Genomic DNA, 21382 nt, shown 5'->3' with positions numbered 1-21382 from the left:
GTTATCCTTTTCCGGTGGCCAGGGCGTTGGCGATCAGGTGGCCGTGCTGCGGCCTGTCAGGGTCTAACTTGCGAGAAATCAGGCTTTCGGCGCGGATTTGCGGGGTGAAGGGGGCAAAGGCGGCCTGCCGGTCCTGCATCCCGTGTTCGGACGCGTGGCGGTCCAGGCGGGTGCGGACGCGGCGCCAGAAGGTGGCCTCTGCCAGGCCGTAGTGGCGTTGCAAAAGGTCCGAGAGGTCGGCGAGGTTGAAGACAAACAGCGTGTCCATCACCAGCCAGCGCAGTTCCTCAGGCCCGGACATGCGGTGGAATTTGTCCGGCGGCGCGTCCCTGTAGGCCGGATCTATGCGCGAGAGGTCCGGGCAGAGGTCGGGATGCGACAGCAGCTCGGGCACGTATTCCAGGCTTTCGTGGAAATCGCGGGCGATGAGGCCGGTTGGCCAGCCGTTTTCGTGGTTCAGGATCAGGTTCTGGCCATGCGCCTCCAGTCCGATGCCGTGCGCGGTCATCAGGTGCCAGACGGGCAGCACAGCAACCTCGATCAGCCGGGCGAGCCAGGCGTCGAGGCCATGCGCCTCAATCCAGGGGGCGATCAGGGATGTGCCGTCGGGATCGGTGAGGGCGAGGGCGTTGAAGGGCATCATGCTGCCGGCGGCCAGGCCAAGGGACTCCGGGCTGTGCCGCCAGATCGCGGCCAGGTGCCCGTCGAGCGCGGTGCCGCGGCCGGCGGTGATGGCGGCGTATTCCGGCAGGATAGTCAGCGGGTAGCGGCTGGTGAACAGCGGGTCGCTGTCCAGCACCTGTGCGAGCCATTTGGAAATGGCAGGCGCGACGGCGACTGATTCCGGCGCGAGGGTGCGCAAGGAGGAGGTGTTGCGCATCGCCATCGCGGTTTTCACATGGGCGCGGGCGGGGTCATCGGCGTTCATCAGGGTGCGGACCGACTGGGTGGCGCGGTAAGGCGCGCCGATGGGGCCGAGTTTTGCCAGTTGGCCTGATGTGCGCCATTGTTTGTAGAGCGGGTCGGATTGCAGTTTGGCGTGCTGCCACGGGTGCAGGGGCAGCAGGCGGAAACTGTTGAGCGGTGCGCCGTTCCGCTCTGCCAGCGCGGTGATGCGCTGCCATTCTTCACGGCCCAGCTCCTGCTCCCAGAAATCCGGCGAAGGCAGCACCTGCTGCACCAGGGATTGGTGCAACAGCACGCCGGCCAGGCGGAAGGTTTCGCCGCCCTCCGGTCCGTAGGCGAGGTGGTCGGCGTCCGTGAACCCGCTGCGGGCCTTATAGCAGGGGTGATAGGGGTGGCCCTCGTGCAGGGCGGTTTCCAGCGCGGAAATGCCTAGTCGGTGCCGCCGCGCTGCTGCGGGGATATGCAGCGCGGTCAGATCGCTGAGGTGTTCAGTGTGCTGAAGATCGGCGCGCAGGATGTCCAGTGCAAGGGAGGGCTCTGCTACCGCTGCCAGCACGTCTTCAGTGCTGGCGGAACGCCATGTGAGGCCGTCGCGGACCTCGATGCTGCCCTCCTGCAGCCGGTAGCGGCCAAAGGCGCCGCGGCGGCCGCGAGCGCGGAATTGGGTCCGCCGGAAGGACCAGCTGAGGGTCTGGCTGCGGTCCAGGTGCAGCGAGGCCGCCCAGCTTTCGCACAAGAGCGCCTCGCACAGCTGGCGCAGCACGCGGGGGGCGGCGGTGGCGCGGTTCAGGCGCTCATGCAGGGACATCGGCGCGCTCCGGCACGAGCTGCGGCTGCACCGCGGCGATCGGGTTCGGCATTTGCAGAAACAGCCCCTCCTGGCCTGCGGTCTCCAGCTCATCCACGTTGCGGGCGCGGGTCAGCAGGTTGGCCTTGGCGCTGAGCGCGGGGGCGGTCAACAGGTACTGGGCGAACTCCGCGCCGGCGCCGCTGAGGCGGCTGGCGGCCGCGGTCAGGTGGCGGCGCAGCTGCAGCAGCAGCGCAGGTTCCGGGGCCAGCCCGTCACAGCCCAGACGGCGGATCACCGCGAAGATCTGGTTGACCACCAGGTAGTAGGCCATCCGCTCATTGATGTGGGCGCGCGGGTAGACCAGTGCGGGCTGGTCCGCCAGTGAGGGTTCTAGCGCGCAGAGGCGGGGCAGGGCGTCCTCAGCGATGAAGTAGCCCTGGTTGTCGCGGTAATAGCCGCGTGACGGCAGGCCGGTGCTGAGGTCCAGAAGGCTGTTCTGCTGGTGCGCCTCCAAGGCGATGCCGTGGCGGTCGTAGAGGTCCAGCACCGGGTCGAGCATGCAGGTGAGGTAGGCGTCGAACCAGAGGCGGGCGGTGTCTGCCGGTGTCTCGCCGTGCTCTGCGGCCAGCCGCTGGATGAGGCTGGCGAGCAGCGCGGTGCGGCCCGGCAGCGGATCGGCGGTGAGGGCGGCGAGGTTGTAGATGCCCTGGCCCGCGGCGCCCATGAAGGGGTTGTCGCGGAAGATCACCTCAAACCCGCTTTCGCGGCGGCCCGGCAGGGAGAGGGTCAGATAGGCCGGGTCGTTGAGGATGCGGAAGCGCGGGCTGAGGCTGTCCGCGTTCAGATGGCGCAGCAGCCGGGCCATGGAGACGCCGGTTTCCAGCTCATTGTGCTTGGTGACGCGCAGGGAGTTGGTCAGCCGCACCGGAACCGAGAATTTCAGCATCCAGGGGCAGTCGGGCGCGTAGAGCGTGCGCAGGGAGGAGGTGGCGGTGAATTTGCTGCCTGCTTCGCCGAGGTCGCGCAAGCGGCCCGTGGCCAGCAGCGCCTGCACGTCCGGGTCCAGCCGCAGCATTTGCGCCTGCAGAGGGTGAGCGGGGATCAGCACCTCATCCGGGCGCAGCCGGAAGGCGCCGTCGAGGCCGGGGATTTGGCGGAGCATGTCCGCGGCGGGCTGATGGGCGGAGCCTTCGGCGACGAGGGATTTGTCCGCGGCAAAGAAGTCGAGGCGGAATTGCCCGGCGTATTCAGGGGCATAGGTCATCTGCTGCCAGTCGGTCAGGCCGTCGCGGCTTTTCGGTGTGGGATGCAGCCAGTGGCCGAAGGCGAGTGCCTGTTCTGCGGTCAGGAAGCTGTCCGGGTCCGGTGTACCGGCATGGTGCCGCAGGTTCTGCTCAATCTCGGCGTTGCTGTTGAAGATGCCGCGCAGGAATTCCGGCAGCTGGCCCGCATCGCGGCTGTTCAGCCGCACGAAGCAATCCTGCGCGATCAGGGTGAGGACCTGCACCACCGGCGCGGCCTGCCAGGTGCTGGAGCCGTCAAAACAGATCTGCGCCGGGCCGAAACGGTGCGGTCCGGTGCGGGAGAAATACTCGATCCGTACCCGCAGGCGGGCGGGGATGTGGCTGAGCGGGATCTCCACCGCGCCGCAGCCGTCGGCCAGGGTGGCGCTGCCGGGGGCCATTTCGCGCAGGTAGGTATTGAGGAGCGCCTGCAGCGAGGCGGCCTGCGCGGCAGTGGCGGTGCAGGGGGCAGGATGAAGGGTCTGCTGAAGGCTCATCGCAGGCCTCCCGTCAGGGAGGGGGCAGGGGCGGGGTGCATGGGTTTTGGTCTTCCCGTAGCCGTGCCGCGGCACACACGGACCCCGGCGGTGCCGGGCCGTAGGGCCGGGTCAGATTTCGACAAGAACTAGCGGGATAGCTGGCTGCGGAGCGGCGCGGGCAAAGGGCTGGGCGCCGGCTGTGAAAGTGATTTCACGCCCCGTACTTAGCCTGTGCGGCGGGGCGGGGAAAGGGATTTCTTACTATTTTACTTTGATTTGCGGTGCCCGGCGGAGAACCGCCGGATACCGCGAGCGTCAAAGATGCGTTCAGAACTTGAGCGTTGCCACAACCGAGATGTTGCGGCCCGGTTCGTTGAAGGCAGTGATCGTGTCCGAAGTGTATTCGGTGCCATAGGTGGCGCGGTCGGCGTAGGTCTTGTCGAACACGTTGTCGATGGCCGCGCGGATGGTCAGGTTGCCGAGCGACGGCGGGCTGTATTCGGCAAAGAGGTTCAGCACCCCGTAGCCCGGCTGTTTCTGGGTATAGGTTTCGCTGACTCCGTTGTCGTTGGACAGCGCCGCCTCGACGCTGCCGCCGACCAGCAGGTTCATGGTGGGGATTTCCTGCTGCAGCTCAAACGCCAGAACCTTGCCGATCGGGGTGCCCGAGTCGACCAGGAAGAAGCTTTCCGCCGGGGCGTCATTGAAGGAGACATCGCTGTTGTTCATGGTGAAGCGGGCAAAGCCGCTGTCCCAGCCGTAGGTGGCGGCGATGTTGAAGCCTTTGCTCTCGAAGTCATTGGCGATGACGCTGCTGCCTGAGACACCGCGGATGTTGTCAATATTGGTCTTGAACAGCTCACCGCCCAGAGTCCAGTTGCCGCGCTGCCAGTCGGCGCCGACGATGATGTTCCTGGCGCGCGAGGACTGCAGGTTCGAATAATCCCAGGTCTGGTAGAACAGGAAGTTGTCCTCCAGGTCGTAGCCGCCGAAGACGTTGGAGTAGCCGGCCCGCAGCGACAGCGAGTCGGTCAGGTCATAGACCAGCGACAGGTTGCCGCTTGCGCCGGAGGTTGAGCCAGTGAAGGCGGCGCCGGTCTGGGCGAAATCCTGGCCGGTGAAGTCCTGCCAGTCATAACGCAGGCCGCCCGAGACGCTGAGCCGGTCGGTGGGTTCCAGACGGGCCTGGGCGAAGATGCCGAAGTTCTTGCTTTCCTCGCCGGTCAGGCCGTTGACCCAGGTTGCGTTCACCGTGCTTTCGCGGACCTGATAGTCGACACCTGCCGTGATGGTGTTGCTGTCGGACAGGTGGAAATCGTTCTGCAGCGTCAGCGAGTAGGTGTTGGAGCTGGTCGCGGTGGAATCGCCGAACGGGTCGCTGGGGCGGTCGACGTTGATTTCCGAGAACCCGAGGGTCGCAGAAGGATCCCACAGGCCGGTCTCATTGCCGCTTTCATAGCGCAGCGAGGCGATGCGGCGTTTGGTGTAATAGGGCGCAAAGCCGCGGGAGCTGGCGCCGAAGTTGGGCTGGAAGTTGCGGATCTCGTTGTCCTGCGCCTCCTGGAGGGACAGTTCGATCCGGTCGCCCTCGTCGCCCTCATAGGCGAATTTCAGCAGGCCCGCGGTCAGGTTCGCGCCGGAGCCGGTGACCTCGATGCCGTCGCCGTCCTCGAAATTGTCGCCGGTGGAGCGTTTGGCGTAGCCGAGGATTTCAAAGCCGCCGCTGCGGCCTGCCAGGGTCAGCGAGCCCTGCGCGGTGTTGCCGTTGCTGGAATAGGACAGGCGGGACTGGCCGCCGAAGGTTTCGCCGTCTTCGATGATGTCCTCGGCGTCGATGGTTTCCATCACCACCCGGCCGGCCAGCGCGCGGGGGCCGGCATCGGCGGGGGCAACGCCGGGATCGACGCGCACCGATTTCATCAGGCCGGGGTCGAAGGCGTTGGCGCTGACGTGGTGGAAGGTGCGGTTGTTCTGGCTGACGCCGTCCACCTGCACCGCGAGGTTCAGCATGTCGACGCCGTTGACGAAGATCTTCTGCGCGATCGGAATGCCGCCGCCGACGGAGACCGAGGCGATGCCTGCAAACAGGTCCTTGAGGTCGCCCATCGCGGCGCGTTCGATTTCGGCGTCGGCCACATAGATCGAGGTTGCGCGGTCGGCGGCATTGCCGATCGGGTCGCGCTGTTTGACCACGATCGGGTCGAGCGACAGGACGTCGTCTTCCTCTGCCAGGGCGGCGGAGGCGGTGATGAGCGTAAGCGCGGTGCTGCAGAGCAGCCCGGACAGGCGGATGCTGGAAGTTCGTGCCATGATTAACCCGTGTTCTTGGAGCTGTTAGCTTGGGGTTATCCTGGCTTGCCTTTTCAAAGGCTTGGGCCTGATAGGGAGGGTTCGCGCCGGGCGCAAGGGGGTATTGTTGAGTAAATTGGTTTGTTATGCGCTGTTGCAGTTTTGCCGCGCTTGGGGGCGGCCGGGTGCAGATGCCCCCGGCCGCGGGAGCGTTACTTGGCCGATGCGAAGGACATCAGCGCATAGGTGATCTGGGCGGTGGTGAATTCCGACACCCGGCTGTCCTCGGTCGGGGCCAGCTCCACCACATCGCAGCCCGCGAGGTTGCGGCCTGCCAGCGCGGAGCGCACGATGTTCAGCGCCTGATAATAGCCGAGGCCGCCGGGCACCGGCGTGCCGGTGGCGGGCAGAATCGCCGGGTCCAGACCGTCGACGTCAAAGCTGACATAGACATCCTGCGGGAAATCTTCCGGCAGAGTGACGGACTGGATGTTGCCGGTGACCAGCTCCTCGGCGTCGATGGAGATCACGTTGCAGGCGGCGCGGCGGTCGACCTCTTCCTGGCTCATGGCGCGGACGCCGAATTGGGCAATGCGGATCCCGTCTTCCTCGGCCAGCAGCTGCATCACCGAGGCGTGGGAGTGGCGCTCATCCTGATAGGCCTTGCGCAGGTCGGCGTGGGCGTCGATCTGGACGATGCCGACAGGGCGCCCCAGCGCCCGGGCCACGCCGCGCACCGCGCCGTAGCTGAGCGCGTGCTCGCCGCCCAGCGTCACCGGCACTGCGCCTGCGGCCACAGCGGCCTCGGTGCGGGCGGCGATGCGCTCCATCACCTGGGGCAGGGGGCCGGTGCAGTCGACGGCGTCTTCAGTCACGATGCCCGCGGCGCAGGGTTCGCTGTCGCGGTAGAGGCGTTCCAGCTCGACGCTGGCCTCAAGAATGGCCTCCGGGCCGCCTTCGGTGCCGCCGCCGTAGGAGACGGTGCGCTCCAGCGGCACCGGGATCACCCGGAAGCGGGCGGTGGCGGGATCGCGTTCGGCGTCGCTCAGTTCGCCTTCGAGGAAGTAGGTCATGACAGGCGGTCCTTGAAATCGTCATAGGAGGGGGTGCGCAGGAGTTTCAGCGCGTCACTTTCGGAGTTCCACAGCGCAATCGCGGGCAGGGGAACGCCGTTGAAGGTGTTGGTCTTGACCATCGAGTAATGCGACTGGTCGAGGAAGGCGATGCGGTCGCCGGGCTGCGGCGGGGTTGCAAAGCCGTAGTCGCCGATCACGTCGCCCGCGAGGCAGGACGGCCCGCCCAGGCGGTGCGGCGGCACGTCCGTGACTTCGCCCAAGAGGTCGGGGCGGTAGGGGGCCTCGATGACGTCGGGCATGTGGCATGTGGCGGAAATATCGGTGATTGCCAGCGGCATGGCGTTTTCGGCAACGTCCAGAATCTCACCTACAAGGATGCCGGAGTGCAGCGCCACCGCCTCGCCCGGCTCGATGAAGACCTCGACGCCGTAGGTTTCGCGGATATGGCGGATCAGGGCGATCAGCCCGTCGCGGTCGTAGTCCGGCATGGTGATGTGGTGGCCGCCGCCCAGGTTGATCCATTTGAGCTGCTTGAGACGGGTGCCCATCTTCTCTTCCAGCGCGGCGAAGGTGCGCTGCAGCGGTTCGAACAGCTGTTCGCAGAGCGTGTGCATATGCAGGCCCTCAACGCCTTCCCAGTCCTGATCGCTCAGCTGCGACACCGGCGTGCCGAGGCGCGAGCAGGGGGCGGTGGGGTCGTATTTCTCGTTCCAGCCTTCGGAATGCTCGGGGTTCACGCGCAGGCCGACCGAGATGTTTTCACCACCCGCGCGGGCCTCTGTGATCAGCGGCGCAAAGCGGCGGTGCTGGGCGGGGGAGTTGAAGATCAGGTGATCCGACAGGCGGATGATTTCCGGCAGGTCGCCTGCCTTGAAGCCCGCGGAATAGGTGGTGACCTCGCCGCCGAATTCCTCGCGCGCCAGCCGAGCCTCATAGAGGCCGGAGGCGCAGGTGCCGGACAGGTAGCGCCGCACCAGCGGGGCCACGGCAAACATCGAGAACGCCTTGAGCGCCAGGAGGACGTTGGCGCCGGAAGCATCCGCGACCTGTTTCAGGATCGTCAGGTTGCGCTCGACCGCGACCTCATCCACCACGAAACAGGGTGAGGGCACACGGTGCAGGTCGAAGCGGGCAAAGCTTTCGGTGGAGAGCGCTTTGATATCCATGGCGGGGTCTTTCGTTGCGGCAAGGCGGGAACGGAAAGGGCCGGTTTCTGTTTGCTGACGCACGCCCGGGGAGCGCAAAACCGGTGCCCACTTTTGCGCGGCGTGCTCTGATGAAACCAGCCCGTTTTGTCAGCCGCGGGCAGTGGATGCCCGCGGCCGGTGTCTTGGAGTGCTTAGAACTCCGGGTGGCCGTCCAGTTCGACCACCTGCCACGGCAGGCCGTCGGTGTTCAGCATGTCCATGAAGGCATCCGGGTCCAGCTGTTCGGTGTTCCACACGCCCGGCTCGCGCCAGGTGCCGTTCATCACCATCGCGGCGCCGATCATCGCCGGCACGCCGGTGGTATAGGCCACCGCCTGGCTGCCGACCTCGGCATAGCATTCCTCGTGGTCGCAGATGTTGTAGATGTAATAGGTCTTCTCTGCGCCGCCGTCCTTGGCCGGGCCGGTGATGATGTCGCCGATGCAGGTCTTGCCCTTGGTCAGCTCACCCAGTTCGGAGGGGTCCGGCAGCACGGTTTTCAGGAATTGCAGCGGGATGATTTCCTGGCCGTTGTGGATCACCGGCTCGATGCTGGTCATGCCGATGTTCTGCAGCACGGTGACGTGGTTGATGTAGGCGTCGCCGAAGGTCATCCAGAAGCGGGCGCGCTCGATCTCCGGGAAGTGGGTCGACATCGACTCCAGTTCCTCGTGGTACATCAGGTACATGTTCTTCTTGCCGACGGCGGGGAAGTCGAACTCGTACTTGTGGGTCATCGCCGGGGATTCGATCCAGGCGCCGTTTTCCCAGTGGCGGGCCGGGGCGGTGACTTCGCGGATGTTGATTTCCGGGTTGAAGTTGGTGGCGAACGGCTTGCTGTTGTCGCCGCCGTTGCAGTCCAGCACGTCGATCAGGCGGATGCCCTCCAGCTTGTGCTTGCGCACCCAGGTCGCCATGATCGAGGTGACGCCCGGGTCGAAACCGGCGCCCAGGATCGCGGTCAGGCCTGCTTCCTTGAAGCGCTCCTGATAGGCCCACTGCCATTTGTATTCGAACTTGGCTTCGTCCTCGGGCTCATAGTTGGCGGTGTCGAGGTAGTGAATGCCGGCCTCAAGGCAGGCGTCCATCAGCACCAGATCCTGATAGGGCAGCGCGAGGTTCACCAGCAGCTCAGCACCGGTTTCCTTGATCAGCGCCACGGTGTCGGCGACATTCATCGCGTCCAGCTGGGCGGTGCGGATGGTGACGCCGGTGCGTTCCTTGACGTTGGCGGCGATCTCTTCGCATTTGGAGACCGTGCGGCTGGCCAGGGTGATCTCCTTAAAGATCTCCGGGTGCATGGCCATCTTGGTGACCGATACGGATCCGACGCCGCCGGCGCCAACAACCAGAACCTTTTCCATGTGTATTTTCCTTTGCAGATGGGGCCGGGGCCCCGGTGTTCCGATGTGCCCCTGGGTGGTCAGCCGGGGGGCGGCTTCAGTCGAAATAGGTGCTGCCGGCAAGGCTGTCCTTGTAGGCGGCAATCATCTGGCGGCGCTCCGCGGCGTTGACCTTGCCGGATTTCACGGCGCGTTCTACCCGCTTGCGGAAGGTCTCCAGGCACTGGCGCGGGTCGTATTCGACATAGGACAGCACCTCGGCGATGGTATCGGCCTCGGTCTCGTGCTCGATATCAAAGCCGCCCTGGCCGTCCAGAGAGATGGTGACCACGTTGGCATCGCCAAACAGGTTGTGCAAGTCGCCGAGCGTTTCCTGATAGGCGCCGACAAAGAACACTCCGATCAGGTAGTGCTCATCCTCGCGCAGGTCGTGGACCGGCAGTGCGTTGGAGGTGCCGTCGGCGAGGATGAAGTGATCCAGCTTGCCGTCGCTGTCGCAGGTGATGTCGGTGATCATCGCGTTGCGGGCGGGCATTTCGTTCAGGCGCTGCAGCGGCATCATCGGGTGCAGCTGGTCGATCGCCCAGACATCCGGCAGCGACTGGAACAGCGAGAAGTTGCCCTGGTAGTGATCGGTGAAGGCGCCAAGGGCGCTGGCGGCCTCAGTCAGGCTCTCATCCCCGCGCGCGGCGGATTTGAACAGGCCGGCCAGATACAGAAAAGCCTGTTCGGCGCGTGACAGCTGCGCTAGCCCGATCTGGCCGCGGCGGAACAGCGCCCGCAGCTCATCCCGGTAATAGATCGCGTCGTTCAGCGCCTCCTGGAAGCGCGGCGCGCCGATGTAGGCCTCCACCGCCATCAGGTCCGAGACCAGGTGGTGGTCGTCGGGCTGCACTTCCGGTTTCTGCGGCGCATCGTACAGCGTGGCACCCAGCACCTCGAAGATGAAGATCGAGGAATGCGCCACCACGAAGCGGCCGCTTTCGGTGACGATGGTGGGGTGGGGCAGGCCCGCCTCATCCAGCGCGTAGCGGATGGTTTCGACAATATTGGTGCAGTACTCGTTGACGGTGTAGTTGACCGAGTTGTCGTCCGGCCGGCGGGCGCCGGTGTAGTCGACGCCCAGGCCGCCGCCGAGGTCCATGTGGGTCAGCGGCGCGCCCATGCGGGTCAGTTCCACAAAGAAGCGGCAGGCCTCATCCGCGGCGCGGCGGATGTCGAAGATGTTGGGCACCTGGCTACCCAGGTGGCTGTGCTGCAGCACCAGGCAGTCGAGGAAGCCGCTGTCGCGCAGGCGGTCCATCAGCGTCACCAGATCATGGGCGCCAAGGCCAAAAGTGGAGCGATCGCCGGAGCTTTCCTGCCATTTGCCGGTGACGCGTTCGGTCAGCTTGACCCGCACGCCCAGCAGCGGCCGGATGCACAGATCCTCTGCCACCCGGCGGACGATGTCGAACTCGTCCAGCGTTTCGATCACGATGACGGTGTTGTGGCCCAGCTTGCGCGACAGGATCGCCAGCCGGATGAACGCCTCGTCCTTGGAACCGTTGCAGATCAGCAGCGCGTCTTCGGGCAGGGGCTGCGACAGGGCAATCATCAGCTCCGGCTTGGAGCCCGCCTCCAGCCCGTAGTTGAATTTCTGGCCCGCAGCCATCAGGTGGCCGATCACCTCGGCCTGCTGGTTCACCTTGATCGGGAACACGCCGCGGTACTGGCCCTTGTAGCCGGCGGCCTCAATTGCGCCGTTGAAGGCGTCGTGCAGTTGGGTCAGCGACTGTTCCAGGAACTGATGCACCCGCAGCACCACCGGGGCGGAGATGCCGCGCGCCTCGATCGCCGCAATCACCTCCGGCAGCGGGGTCGGCTTGGCATCCGGGGCCTGCGGCAGCCGCAGCGCCACGGCGCCGTCCGGGGTGACCTCCAGCATGCCGCTGCCCCAGGCGTCGAGGCCATAGAGGCCCTCATAAGTCTCTGCGCCGCTGCTCATCGGCGTTGCGCCTGTGCCGGGCGTTTCGGGAAATCGGAGAGGGGGAGCCGGTGCGGCATCGCGGGGCCTTTCTGTCCAGAGTTCGAGGGGGCTGGGAGGTGCAAAGCTGACGGTTCGGGTCGAAGCCTTATCAGGTGCAGGACCGTGCGGTGGCCGCCTCCTTACAATCGGGGGTCTGCTGCATCAAGAGGTTTTCTGCAGGCAGGGTGGTGATTTGCGCGCCTTCGCCGGGCGGCCGCATCCGCAGGCTGCCGCCGGGGCAGCGAAATGGCGCGTCTGGACTTTTGCCGCATGTGCCGGTAAGCCCCCCTTGATTTTCAGCAAGCCTTCACCGCCAGCCGAATTCCATCTCATCAGAGGACAGGAAATGGCACATTGGAAGGTTTTGCAACTGGCGGCGCCGGTTTTTTTCGCCATGACGGCTGCGGCATCGGCGCAAACGGTGGCAGTGGAGACCGCGCGGGGCCGCGTCGAGCTGCCTGAAAACCCTGAAAGAATCGTGGTCCTGGATGTAGCCGCAGCCGATACGCTGGATGCCCTTGGGGTGCAGCCCGTGGGTCTGCCTGCCGAGATGTTCGTCAGCTATCTGGACGGTTTGCAGGCCGGCGCGGCTCCCGCGGGCACGCTGTTTGAGCCGGATTTTGAGGCGATTGCCATGCTGGCACCGGATTTGATTGTTGCGGGCGGGCGGTCTTCGACCCAAGTTGAACCGCTCTCGGAGATCGCCCCGGCCGTCGACATGACGATCTGGGGCACCGATCTTGCAGAGCAGGCGGTAATGCGGCTGCGCGAGTATGGCCGCATGACAGGGCTCGACGCACAGGCGGCGGAGTTGGAGGCGGCGTTCAACGCCAAGCTGGCGGAGGCCAAGGCTGCGGTGGACGGGCGCGGCGATGCGCTGATCCTGATGACCAACGGGCCGCGCGTCTCTGCCTACGGTGCCGGGTCGCGGTTCGGCTGGCTGCACCAGGCGCTGGACCTGCCGGAGGCGGTGCCGGATCTGGATGCGCAGACCCATGGCGAGGCGGTGTCATTTGAATTCATCGCTGCCGCCGATCCCGACTGGCTGATCGTGGTCGACCGGGCGGTGGCATTGGGGCAGGGCAATCAGGCAGCAGCAGTGACGCTGGACAATGCGCTGGTGGCGGGCACCAAGGCCTGGGCGCAGGGCCAGGTGATCTATCTGAACGCCGCCAATATCTATGTGGCGGGCGGCGGCATCCAGTCGATGAGCGCCACTTTGGACGAAATCAAAGCCGGGTTTTCCAAAGGCGGCAAGGCTGGTGGCTGATCTGGCCGCTCCCGCTTCGGCTGCGCCGCGCCGCTGGCTGCTGCTGGTGGCGGCGTTGCTGGTGCCGCTGGCACTGGTCAGCCTGCTGGTGGGGGCCGGGCCGCTGCCGCTCCGCACGCTGCTGAGTGATCCGCAGTCGCTGCAGGTGCTGGCCGTCAGCCGCATCCCGCGCACCGCCGCGGTTCTGCTGACCGGTGCGGCGATGGCGGTGGCAGGGGTGATCATGCAACTGCTTGTGCGCAACAGGTTTGTCGAGCCGGGCACCACCGGCACCAGCGAGGCGGCGATGCTGGGTCTCTTGGCAGTGACGCTGCTGGCGCCCGGCGCGCCCATTCTGGTCAAGATGCTGGCGGCCGCCGGGGCGGCGCTGGCGGGCACCGGCGTGTTCATGCTGCTGGCCCGCCGCATTCCGCCGCATCAGGTGCTGCTGATCCCCCTGTCCGGGCTGGTCTATGGCGGGCTTCTGATGTCCGTGGCCACCTTCATCGCCATCGAGGGCGGGCTGCTGCAATACCTTGGCGTCTGGATGAGCGGTGAGTTCTCCGGTGTCCTCGCGGGCCGGTATGAGCTGTTGTGGCTGGCGGGCGGGCTGGCGCTGCTGAGCTACTTTGCCGCCGATCAGTTCACCATTGCCGGACTGGGCCGCGATGTGAGCCTGAACCTGGGTCTGCGCTACGGGCAGGTGCTGGGGTTCGGCATTGTCACCGTGTCGCTGGTGTCGTCGCTGGTGATCGTGACAGTTGGGATGCTGCCCTTCATCGGGCTGGTGGTGCCCAATCTGGTGTCGCGGCTGATGGGCGACAATCTGCGCGAAAGCCTGCCTGTGGTGGCCGCCGCCGGGGCCGGGCTGCTTTTGATCTGTGATATCCTGGGGCGCGTGCTGCGCTATCCGTATGAGATCCCGGCGGGCACCGTCTTTGGCATCTTTGGTGCCGCCGTTTTCCTGTACCTGCTGCTGGGAAGGCGGTCCGATGGCTGACCGGCGGCTGATTGCCTTGGGCGGCCTGCTGGCGGCGGCGGCGGCGCTGTTCCTGTTCTGGGGCCTGCGCGGGCCGACCGCCTATATCCTGGAGCTGCGGCTGGTCAAACTGACGGCCTTGCTGGCGGTCGGGGCGTCTGCCGGGGTGGCGACGGTGCTGTTCCAGACCATCAGTCAGAACCGCATCCTGACGCCCTCGATCATGGGGTTCGATGCGCTGTTCCTGCTGCTGCAGACCGGGCTGGTGGCGGGGCTGGGGGCCGCGGGCGCCAGCCGTATTTCCGGTCTGCCGGGCTTTGCGTTGGAAACTGCGGTGATGCTGGGCGCGGCGCTGGTGCTGTTCACCAGCCTGCTGGGCCGCACCCGGCACGACATCCAGCTGATGGTGCTGGCCGGAGTGGTGCTGGGGGTGATGTTCCGCACCCTGACGGCCTTTTTGCAGCGGCTGATGGAGCCCTCGGAGTTCACCATGGTCGAGGCGCGGATGTTCGCCCAGTTCAGCGGCATCGACCGTTCCGCGCTGATGGCGGGGCTGGGGCTGATGGCGCTGGCCGCCCTGTGGCTGGCGCGCAATCACCGGGTGCTGGATGTGGCCGCCCTGGGCCGCACCCCGGCGCGCAGCCTTGGCGTGGCCTACGACGGGCTGCAGTTGAGGGTACTGTGCCTGATTGCGGCGCTGGTTTCAGTCGCGACCGCGCTGGTGGGGCCGCTGGCCTTCCTTGGGCTGCTGGTGACCAGCCTGGCCCACAGCCTGATGCAGAGCCACCGCCACGCGCTGCTCTTGCCCGCCGCGGCGCTGATCGGGGCGCTGATCCTGGTGGCGGGGCAGACCGTGTTCGAGCGGCTGCTGCATCTGCAATCCACCCTGGCCGTTGTCATCGAGTTCTGCGGCGGCCTATTGTTCCTGTTCCTGCTGGTGAAAGGAAAAATACGGTGATCGAGATCTCAGGCCTGAGCTATGGCCCCGCTGCAAACCCCATTCTGCAGGACATTGATGCCGGACTTCCGGCAGGCCGCGTCACCGCGCTGATCGGCCCCAACGGGGCGGGGAAATCAACGCTGCTGAAGCTGATCGCCCGGCAACTGACGGTCCGCAGCGGCAGCATCCGCATGGACGGGATGGATCTGGCGCAGGCGGTGCCCGCCGGGCTGGCCCGCAAAATGGCGGTGGTGGCGCAGCATCTGAGCGTCGCCAGCCGGGTGCGGGTGCGCGACCTGATCGGCTTTGGCCGCTGGCCGCACAGCGCGGGGCGGCTGGGCGCGGCGGATCATGCGGCCATAGCCGAGGCGGTGGCGCTGTTTGATCTGGATGAGCTGCAGGCGCGGTTCCTGGATGAGCTGTCGGGCGGGCAGCGGCAGCGGGCCTTCATCGCCATGGCCTATGCGCAGGACACGGATTGGCTGCTGCTGGATGAGCCGCTGAACAACCTCGACCTGCATCATGCCCGCAACCTGATGGCGCAGCTGCGGCATCTGGCGGAGACGCAGGGCAAGGGCATCGTGATCGTGGTGCATGATCTGAACTATGCGATCAGCTGGTCCGACCACGTGGTGGCGCTGCGGGACGGGCAGGTGGCGTTTCAGGGCCCGGTGTCTGAGGCTGCGACGGCGGAGCGGCTGAGCGCGCTTTACCAGACGCCGGTGGCACTCAGCCGGTTGGACGGTCAGGTGTTCGCACAGTATCACCGTTAGGGAGGGAGCTGCGGACCCCGCGGATCCTGAGACGGCCGGTCAAGTCAGCTCCGCCAGGTCGCCGGCGGCCTTGTGCAGGGCCGGAAGAATACCGATCAGGTCCTGCAGGCTGCGGCGCTGCACCGGAGCGTGGACTGAAAGCGTGGCCATCAGCCTGTTGCGCGCGTCCCGCACCGGGACCGCGACAGCGACCATGCCGGCGATAAATTCCTCGTCGTCAGTGGAGTAGCCGCGGCTGACGATATCACTCAATTGGCTGCCAAGCGCATCCGGATCGGTGCAGGTTTTGCTTGTCAGCGCCTCCAGCGGCCGGGCCCGCAGCACCGCCTCAAGCGTGTTGGCTTTCAGTGTCGACAGGTACATCTTGCCGCTGGCAGTGCAATGGAACGGCACCTGGGTGCCGATCGGCAGCTGGATGCGCAGCGGCCATTTGGTTTCCACCCGGTCCAGGTAGACCATCCCCTCGCGGTCGGGAATGGCGAGGTTGCAGGTCTCGCCCAGCTCTTCGGCGACGCTCTTGAGGATGCTGAGGCGTGCCGTGCGCATATGCTCCGACGACATGGTGTTTTGCGCCAGCTTGCGCAGGCGGGGGCCGGGCCCGTAGGCCCGCCCGTCCAGGTCGCGCTGCAGGAAGCCCTCGGCCTCAGCCGTCTGCATCAGCCGGTGCACGGTGGGCTTGGGCAGGCCCATGGCCTCGATCATCTCGGCCGGCTTCACCGCGACGCCGCGGCGGGCGACCTCCTCCAGCAGCACCAGCAGGCGCAGGTTGGTGGGGATCTGCCCCTCTTTCTTGTCCGGCGCATCCGCTGCCATCGCCGCCTCATCGCTACTTGTTGGGCAGCAGCACCAGCGCGAAATCGGGAACCAGCGAGACCAGCACCCAGACCCCGATCAGGGCTGCAAGGTAAGGCACCGTATAGCGGAGCAGGCGGAAATACGGAACACCGGTCACACCCGATGCGACATAGAGATTCAACCCGTAGGGCGGGGTGATGAAGCCGATGGAGGCGCCGACCAGGAAGATCACCGAGAAATGGATCGGATCGACCCCGACGGAGGCCGCGATGGGCGCCAGGATCGGCGCCAGGATGATGGTCACCGGCAGGCTTTCCAGCACCATGCCGGAGAAGAACACGATCACCATCGAGGTGAACAGAACCGCATGGTAGCCGCCCATCGAGGTGACAAACCCGCCGATCGCCTGCTGCGCTCCGAGGAGGGAAAGGATCTGCTGCATCACCACGGAAATCGCGATCAGCGGCGCCAGGATGCCGGTGATCTGCGCCGAGCGCACCACGATGCCGGGGATCTGCGGGATGGTGAAGCCCTCGACCACCAGCATTTCCGCATAGGATTTCTCCTCCCATGTCTTGCCGCTGCTGGCGCCGGTGATCCTGGTCACCACCCAGGACAGCACGCCCGCGATGACGCAGAAGCCGACGGTCACGCCCGCCGCTTCGGTGGGGGAGAACTTGCCGGTATAGATGCCCCACAGCACCAGCCCGATGGCAAAGAATCCGAGCCAGGCGCCGAAGGCGGTTTTCAGGACCCGGTTCAGCTGCAGCGGGATCAAAAAGCCCCAGCCGTTGCGGCGGCAGATGATCCAGCAGGCCAGCTGCATGCCGATGACCATCATCGCGCCGGGCAGGATGCCCGCGACGAACAGGTCGGAAATCGGCAGGTTCATCAGGAACCCGTAGACGATGAAGATGATCGACGGCGGGATGATGATGCCGACGGTGCCGCCCGCGGCGGCGGTGGCGGCGGAGAAGCGTTCGTCATAGCCGCCCTTGACCATTTCCGGGTGCAGCATCGAGCCGATGGTGGCCGTGGTTGCCGAGTTGGAGCCTGAAATCGCGGCAAAGAGCCCGCAGGCGCCGAGCGAGGCCATCGCCAGCCCGCCGCGCATCCAGCCCAGGCAGGCATAGGCGAAATCGGACAGGCGCCGGGCGATGCCGGACTGGTTGATCAGGTCGCCGGTCAGGATGAACAGCGGCATCGCCAGCAAGGCAAAGCCCTTGTTGAAGACGTTCAGAAGCTCGGCGCCCATGTTGTCGAGCGTCAGCCCCAGCACGAAGGAGCAGCCGATCACCCAGTAGCCGATGACCAGCAGCACCGGCACGCCGAGCATGAACAGGAAGGTGACCCCAAGCGAGATCAGCGTGACCCAGGTTCCCGTATCCATTACACGTCTCCTCCGATCACGGCCTGTTTGATCAGCGGCGCGCCGCTGCGGTAATTGCGGATGTCATCGGCGAGGTTTTCAAACACCCGGGCGATCATCAGGACAAAGGACAGGGGCGCAGTGATCAGGAACCACCACTGCAGCACGCTGTCGGTGCCCAGCACGATCTGGAAATTGGAGGCCGACAGCGCGGTCAGCCGGGTGGTGGTGACAAAGACGATCACTGCAAAGCCGAACCACAGCACCGCATCCAACGTCAGGCAGCCCATCTGCGCCCAGCGGGGCATGACGGTGCGGAATTCCGAGAAGCTGAGATGCGTCCGCAGCCGCACGTTGAAGGCGGCCCCGAACCAGGCCATCACCATGAACAGCAGCGGCGGGATGGTCGTGGACCAGGGCTGCTGGTTCTTGAACACGAAGCGGTCAATCACCCCCCAGAATATGATGAAGGCAATCGCCAGGTAGCTCCACACCATGATGGTGCGCTCCAGGTGCCGGTCCAGCAGCGGCACCAGCCGGTAGACCAGCATCACCAGAAGGCCGCCAGCAGCAGCGGCAGCGGTGCCCAGCACCCAGGCTGCGTTGCTCTCCAAAGCGTTGCGGATTTCCCAGCTGTCCTGGGATGCGAAAGCGCTGAAAATGGCGCTGATATCCGGCCAAAGCTGCATCTGTTCCTCCCCTCATTGCCCCTGTGATCCTGCCGGATCATGCCGGGCAAACAAGGCCGGCGCAGTCTGGCGCCGGCCCCATGCTCAGTGTTTGGGCCTCTGTCAGCCCTTCCACCAGCGGCGCGGTTCCACATTTTCGGGCTTCATGTCTTTGCCGACTTCGCGCGCGATGGTGTAGATTTCCTGATAGGTGTCGATGCCGCCGGCCCATTTATTCAGCCGGTCGCGCCACTGCTCCCACAGCTGCGGCTGGAACTGGGGCGAGCACATTTCCTCGGCCATGCGGATTTCGCTGTCCGGCAGGAAGGCCGGGCGGACGCCGTGTTCCGCAAACACCGTGCCCGGCAGCTGCGGGTCGGAGAAGCCGACGGTCTTGACCAGCGCGGCCTCGTTTGCCGCCTGCACATGGGCCTGTGCCCAATAGGCGCTCTCCATCACCGCGTCCTGCAGATAGCCTTCGAGACCGTCGAAGACCTTGGCCGACATCGAGGTGTGCTCGGTGCCGCAGAAGAACTTGAGGTCGACGGACTGCGAGACCACCGGCGCCATGTTGGCATAGGCCACCGCGGAGGCCCAGGTTTCGGCACCGTCGATCAGGCCCTGCTTCAGTCCGTCGAGGGTCTCTTCCCAGGCCACCGGCACCGGGTTCAGGTTCAGCGCGTTCATGGCGATCCGGCCCAGCTGGGTGCCGGTGACGCGGTTCTTGGTGCCGAACAGCTGCTCCAGCTTGGTGATGGTGGGCTGGTCCTTGTATTTCAGGCCCAGCTGGATGCCGCGCAGCTCGCAGTGGCTGAACAGGAATTTCAGCCCGTGGCGCTTCTCCAGCGGGTCGCGCAGGATTTCCTGGCTCTTCGGGTGATAGAGGAAGTGGTACTGGGACGCGCGGCCGGGGAACATGAAGGCATAGTCCAGCACGTTCAGGTAAGGTGCGCCGCCGGCCGAGTTCTGGGTCGAAGCGGCGTAGATGTCGACGATGCCCTGCTGGGTTTTCTCGACGCAGCTCAGCTGGCCGCAGATCTGGTTGTCGCCGATGAACTCGATGCGGATCTCGCCGTCGGTGCGGGCCTCGAGGTCACGGGCGAACTCCAGCGCGCCGGCCCGCTCGATCAGCAGATTGCGCGCGTTGAAGCCCGAGGCGCCGAACTTCAGCGTGTGCTTGGCGGGCTTGGCATAGCGCTTCTCATAGGTCGATTCCGCCGCCGAAGCGAGATTCGCCAGGCTCATCGCGCCGCCGAAACCGCCCGCTGCCAGCAGTGTCGAGCTCATCCCGTAAGTGCCTGCAACGCGGAACAGATCCCGCCGCGAAATACGGCTCAGTTTGTTAGTAAGCCCCATAATTCTCCTCCCTAAGATCAATTATTGAGACGTTTCGTATCAAAAATACCTAGATTATTTCATGCGATCTGTATAGAAGTTTTTTCCACACAGGGCGGAGAGAAGGTCGTGGAAGCAGATTTCATTGTCATCGGAGCAGGCTCGTCGGGCTGCGTCATTGCCAACCGGCTGAGCGCAAATCCACAGAACAAGGTGGTGCTGCTGGAGGCAGGCGGACGGGACCTGAACCCGTGGATCCACATCCCGGTCGGCTACTTCAAAACGATCCACAACCCCTCGGTCGACTGGTGCTACAAGACCGAACCGGATCCGGGCCTCAATGGCCGTTCGATCGAGTGGCCCCGCGGCAAGGTTCTGGGCGGCTCGTCTTCGCTGAACGGTCTTTTGTACGTGCGCGGCCAGCCGCAGGACTATGACCGCTGGCGCCAGATGGGCAATGCCGGCTGGGGCTGGGAGGATGTCCTGCCGCTGTTCAAACGCTCCGAGAACAACGAGCGCGGCGAAGATGAATTCCATGGCACCGGCGGTCCGCTGTCGGTTTCCAACATGCGTATCCAGCGCCCCATAACGGATGCCTGGGTCGCGGCGGCGCAGGCCGCAGGTTATCCGTTCAACCCGGATTACAACGGCGCCACCCAGGAAGGCGTCGGTTTCTTCCAGCTCACGTCCAAGAAAGGCCGCCGCTGCAGCGCCGCCGTGGCCTTTCTGAATCCGGTGAAGAAACGCGAGAACCTGCAGATCATCACCCGAGCAATGGTGCAGAAGGTCGACATCCAGGACGGCCGCGCCGTGGCGGTTCTGTACAAGGACCGGTCGGGGCAGGTGCAGCGCATCACCGCGCGGCGCGAGATCGTGCTGTCGGGCGGCGCCATCAACTCGCCCCAGATCCTGATGATGTCGGGCATCGGCGAGGCGGCACAGCTTGCCGAACACGGAATCGAAGTCAAAAAGGACCTCTATGGCGTCGGCAAGAACATGCAGGACCATCTGCAGGCGCGGCTGGTTTACAAATGCAATGAGCCGACGCTGAACGACGAGGTCCGCACCCTGTTCGGCCAGGCCAAGATCGGCCTGAAATATGCGCTGTTCCGGGCCGGTCCGATGACCATGGCCGCGAGCCTGGCCACCGGATTCATGAAGACCCGCGGCGACCTGGAGACCCCGGACATCCAATTCCACGTGCAGCCGCTGTCGGCCGAGAACCCGGGCAAGGGGGCGGATCCCTTCTCGGCGTTCACCATGTCGGTCTGCCAGCTGCGCCCGGAAAGCAAGGGCGAGATCCGGATCGTGTCCGCCGATCCGAACACCTATCCCAAGATCATACCGAACTACCTGTCGGCCGAAACCGACTGCCAGACCATCGTGGCCGGGGTGAACATTGCCCGCAAGATTGCCCGCCACGCGCCGCTGACCTCGAAGATCTCGGAGGAGTTCCGCCCCAGTGCGGATCTGCCGATGGACGATTACGAGGCGACGCTGGACTGGGCACGCAGCAACACCGCGTCGATCTATCACCCCACTGGCACCTGCAAGATGGGGCAGGGTGGCGACGCGGTGGTCGATGCGGAACTCCGCGTGCATGGCATTCAGGGCCTGCGGGTGGCGGACTGCTCGATCATGCCGGAGATCGTGTCGGGCAACACCAACGCGCCTGCGATCATGATCGGGGAAAAGGCAAGCGAACTGATCACCGGCCGGTGAAGGGCCGCGGGTAAGCCTTTGGTCTTACCGGTCCCGCGATGAGGCCGGTCTCCGGCATCGTTGAGCCTGCCGAAGCCGGAAATTCCGGACACAACACCATCAGAGAACCCGGTCAGCCGCGCGGCTGACCGGCTGGGCGATGTTCGGTCAAGCGGTGCGCAGCAGGCCGCGGGCCGCCCATTGCGAGCGAT

At 65.4% G+C, this 21382-nt stretch carries 16 protein-coding genes; 5 read left to right on the top strand and 11 right to left on the bottom strand.

Annotated elements, in window-relative coordinates; translation table 11 throughout:
• Position 1 precedes the first annotated feature (1 nt).
• From AC58NV_RS20925 to speA, 7 genes are all read right to left on the bottom strand, one after another.
• Complete coding sequence (locus tag AC58NV_RS20925; protein WP_497228865.1) at positions 2 to 1714, bottom strand: IucA/IucC family protein; 1713 nt, start codon at positions 1712 to 1714, stop codon at positions 2 to 4.
• Positions 1701 to 3476 (bottom strand): IucA/IucC family protein, encoded by a 1776-nt coding sequence (locus tag AC58NV_RS20920; protein WP_497228864.1) that lies wholly within the window; start codon positions 3474 to 3476, stop codon positions 1701 to 1703. The genes AC58NV_RS20925 and AC58NV_RS20920 overlap by 14 nt, the downstream gene beginning before the upstream one ends.
• Positions 3477 to 3785: 309 nt before the next feature.
• Entirely contained in the window at positions 3786 to 5768 is a 1983-nt protein-coding gene (locus AC58NV_RS20915; RefSeq protein WP_497228863.1) for a TonB-dependent receptor plug domain-containing protein, read from the bottom strand.
• A gap of 191 nt (positions 5769 to 5959) precedes the next feature.
• Positions 5960 to 6820, bottom strand: coding sequence for an agmatinase (gene speB / locus AC58NV_RS20910; RefSeq protein ID WP_497228862.1), 861 nt, complete (start codon positions 6818 to 6820; stop codon positions 5960 to 5962).
• A complete protein-coding gene (locus AC58NV_RS20905; protein WP_497228861.1) occupies positions 6817 to 7989 on the bottom strand; it encodes a carboxynorspermidine decarboxylase in 1173 nt (390 codons plus the stop codon). Before AC58NV_RS20905 ends, speB begins: the two co-directional genes overlap by 4 nt.
• 173 nt (positions 7990 to 8162) lie before the next feature.
• The gene (locus tag AC58NV_RS20900) at positions 8163 to 9374 is read right to left on the bottom strand and encodes a saccharopine dehydrogenase family protein (RefSeq protein WP_497228860.1); all 1212 of its coding nucleotides are present in this window, start codon (positions 9372 to 9374) and stop codon (positions 8163 to 8165) included.
• A 76-nt stretch (positions 9375 to 9450) separates the two neighbouring features.
• Positions 9451 to 11340, bottom strand: a complete 1890-nt coding sequence (speA, locus tag AC58NV_RS20895; RefSeq protein WP_497228859.1) for a biosynthetic arginine decarboxylase — start codon at positions 11338 to 11340, stop codon at positions 9451 to 9453.
• A gap of 367 nt (positions 11341 to 11707) precedes the next feature.
• Between speA and AC58NV_RS20890 the strand changes: the two genes are divergently transcribed.
• From AC58NV_RS20890 to AC58NV_RS20875, 4 genes are read left to right on the top strand one after another with little or no spacing between them, the layout of a single operon-like run.
• Positions 11708 to 12631 (top strand): siderophore ABC transporter substrate-binding protein, encoded by a 924-nt coding sequence (locus AC58NV_RS20890; RefSeq protein ID WP_497228858.1) that lies wholly within the window; start codon positions 11708 to 11710, stop codon positions 12629 to 12631.
• Complete coding sequence (locus AC58NV_RS20885) at positions 12624 to 13610, top strand: ABC transporter permease (RefSeq protein WP_497228857.1); 987 nt, start codon at positions 12624 to 12626, stop codon at positions 13608 to 13610. The genes AC58NV_RS20890 and AC58NV_RS20885 overlap by 8 nt, the downstream gene beginning before the upstream one ends.
• Entirely contained in the window at positions 13603 to 14547 is a 945-nt protein-coding gene (locus tag AC58NV_RS20880; RefSeq protein WP_497228856.1) for an iron chelate uptake ABC transporter family permease subunit, read from the top strand. Before AC58NV_RS20885 ends, AC58NV_RS20880 begins: the two co-directional genes overlap by 8 nt.
• On the top strand, positions 14544 to 15302 hold the full coding sequence (locus AC58NV_RS20875; RefSeq protein ID WP_497228855.1) for an ATP-binding cassette domain-containing protein: 759 nt from the start codon (positions 14544 to 14546) through the stop codon (positions 15300 to 15302). The genes AC58NV_RS20880 and AC58NV_RS20875 overlap by 4 nt, the downstream gene beginning before the upstream one ends.
• 39 nt (positions 15303 to 15341) lie before the next feature.
• Here AC58NV_RS20875 and AC58NV_RS20870 read toward each other — a convergent pair whose 3' ends face one another.
• The 4 genes from AC58NV_RS20870 to AC58NV_RS20855 form a co-directional block, all read right to left on the bottom strand.
• Positions 15342 to 16115 carry an IclR family transcriptional regulator gene (locus AC58NV_RS20870; RefSeq protein WP_497228854.1) on the bottom strand — a complete coding sequence of 258 codons (774 nt, stop codon included), beginning with the start codon at positions 16113 to 16115 and terminating at the stop codon, positions 15342 to 15344.
• 13 nt (positions 16116 to 16128) lie between these two features.
• Positions 16129 to 17487, bottom strand: a complete 1359-nt coding sequence (locus AC58NV_RS20865; protein ID WP_174145329.1) for a TRAP transporter large permease — start codon at positions 17485 to 17487, stop codon at positions 16129 to 16131.
• Positions 17487 to 18155, bottom strand: coding sequence for a TRAP transporter small permease (locus tag AC58NV_RS20860; RefSeq protein WP_497228853.1), 669 nt, complete (start codon positions 18153 to 18155; stop codon positions 17487 to 17489). The genes AC58NV_RS20865 and AC58NV_RS20860 overlap by 1 nt, the downstream gene beginning before the upstream one ends.
• A gap of 102 nt (positions 18156 to 18257) precedes the next feature.
• Positions 18258 to 19490 carry a TRAP transporter substrate-binding protein gene (locus tag AC58NV_RS20855; protein ID WP_497228852.1) on the bottom strand — a complete coding sequence of 411 codons (1233 nt, stop codon included), beginning with the start codon at positions 19488 to 19490 and terminating at the stop codon, positions 18258 to 18260.
• 108 nt (positions 19491 to 19598) lie between these two features.
• Here AC58NV_RS20855 and AC58NV_RS20850 point away from each other — a divergent pair, with 108 nt between their 5' ends.
• Complete coding sequence (locus tag AC58NV_RS20850; protein ID WP_497228851.1) at positions 19599 to 21191, top strand: GMC family oxidoreductase; 1593 nt, start codon at positions 19599 to 19601, stop codon at positions 21189 to 21191.
• Positions 21192 to 21382 lie beyond the last annotated feature (191 nt).

The sequence above is a fragment of the Leisingera sp. ANG49 genome (assembly GCF_059694505.1).
The sequence above is the reverse complement of the archived record's forward strand: the minus strand, read 5'-3'. Positions and strand labels throughout refer to the sequence as shown.

Coding starts and splice junctions, on each gene's coding strand:
- AC58NV_RS20925 (WP_497228865.1), bottom strand. CDS start 1,714: ATGTCCCTGCATGAGCGCCTGAACCGCGCCACCGCCGCCCCCCGCGTG.
- AC58NV_RS20920 (WP_497228864.1), bottom strand. CDS start 3,476: ATGAGCCTTCAGCAGACCCTTCATCCTGCCCCCTGCACCGCCACTGCC.
- AC58NV_RS20915 (WP_497228863.1), bottom strand. CDS start 5,768: ATGGCACGAACTTCCAGCATCCGCCTGTCCGGGCTGCTCTGCAGCACC.
- speB (WP_497228862.1), bottom strand. CDS start 6,820: ATGACCTACTTCCTCGAAGGCGAACTGAGCGACGCCGAACGCGATCCC.
- AC58NV_RS20905 (WP_497228861.1), bottom strand. CDS start 7,989: ATGGATATCAAAGCGCTCTCCACCGAAAGCTTTGCCCGCTTCGACCTG.
- AC58NV_RS20900 (WP_497228860.1), bottom strand. CDS start 9,374: ATGGAAAAGGTTCTGGTTGTTGGCGCCGGCGGCGTCGGATCCGTATCG.
- speA (WP_497228859.1), bottom strand. CDS start 11,340: ATGAGCAGCGGCGCAGAGACTTATGAGGGCCTCTATGGCCTCGACGCC.
- AC58NV_RS20890 (WP_497228858.1), top strand. CDS start 11,708: ATGGCACATTGGAAGGTTTTGCAACTGGCGGCGCCGGTTTTTTTCGCC.
- AC58NV_RS20880 (WP_497228856.1), top strand. CDS start 13,603: ATGGCTGACCGGCGGCTGATTGCCTTGGGCGGCCTGCTGGCGGCGGCG.
- AC58NV_RS20870 (WP_497228854.1), bottom strand. CDS start 16,115: ATGGCAGCGGATGCGCCGGACAAGAAAGAGGGGCAGATCCCCACCAAC.
- AC58NV_RS20865 (WP_174145329.1), bottom strand. CDS start 17,487: ATGGATACGGGAACCTGGGTCACGCTGATCTCGCTTGGGGTCACCTTC.
- AC58NV_RS20860 (WP_497228853.1), bottom strand. CDS start 18,155: ATGCAGCTTTGGCCGGATATCAGCGCCATTTTCAGCGCTTTCGCATCC.
- AC58NV_RS20855 (WP_497228852.1), bottom strand. CDS start 19,490: ATGGGGCTTACTAACAAACTGAGCCGTATTTCGCGGCGGGATCTGTTC.